The sequence below is a fragment of the Acidovorax sp. FG48 genome, from assembly GCF_057809085.1.
Genome location: NZ_JBMDJH010000054.1, coordinates 1 through 781, shown reverse-complemented (window position 1 = coordinate 781; position 781 = coordinate 1). Strand labels below are relative to the sequence as shown.

At 58.1% G+C, this 781-nt stretch carries 1 protein-coding gene; it reads right to left on the bottom strand.

The genetic code is table 11. The features are described from left to right. On the bottom strand, positions 1-748 hold a 748-nt coding region (locus tag ACODSU_RS25285; RefSeq protein ID WP_488845719.1), incomplete at its 3' end, for a tetratricopeptide repeat protein. Positions 749-781: the final 33 nt, after the last annotated feature.

Here is a 781-nt window from a genome sequence, read left to right as displayed (position 1 = left end):
ACTCCTCGTACGCCGCGTAAATCTCCTCCCCGCTCTTGTCCGGGTGGTAGTTCAGGGCGAACAGCCGGTTCTCCCAAACATGCTGATTGCCAGGCTCCAGTTCGAGCGCTTGCAAATACAACTGCTCTGCTTTGAGCACATCACCACGCCTGCGCTCCAAAATACCCAGATTGTGGTGAATCGACGCAAGATTTGGCTGCAGCTGCAAGGCATGCAAAAGAATAGAGCGCGCCTCCTCCACACGGTCTATGCGCTCCAGAACCCCTCCGAGGCTCACCATTGCATTCACCATGTCCGGAGTGACCTTGAGCGCCGCCCGATAAGACCCTTCAGCTTCCGCCCACTTGCCCTGCGCTTCCTGAGCGGTCCCTAAATGGCACAGGGCCTGCGCATCCTGCGGCTGCAATTCCACAACCCTGTGGAACGAGGCGGCAGCGGCCTCGTCATTTCCTACGGCTGCAAAGGCCAGCCCCAAATTGAAGTGCGCCTCTACATCGTCAGGCAGCAAGGCGACTGCACGCTGCTTGGCTGACAAAGCCTCCTGGATTGCTCCTTGCTGCTGCAAGAAGGCTCCCAACAGTCTCCAGCCATATCCGTATTCCGGATAGTCAGCGGTCAACTGTCGCGCAGCGGCACAGCCTTCGGCTGATCGATGTTGAAGGAACATATCCACTAGCGCCTGTACATGCGCCAATTCGGGCTCTCGTGATATGGGTCGCTCACGCATCTCCCAAGCGTCGAACATCATGGCATAGGCCTGCTCCACCTTCCTCGCAAACCC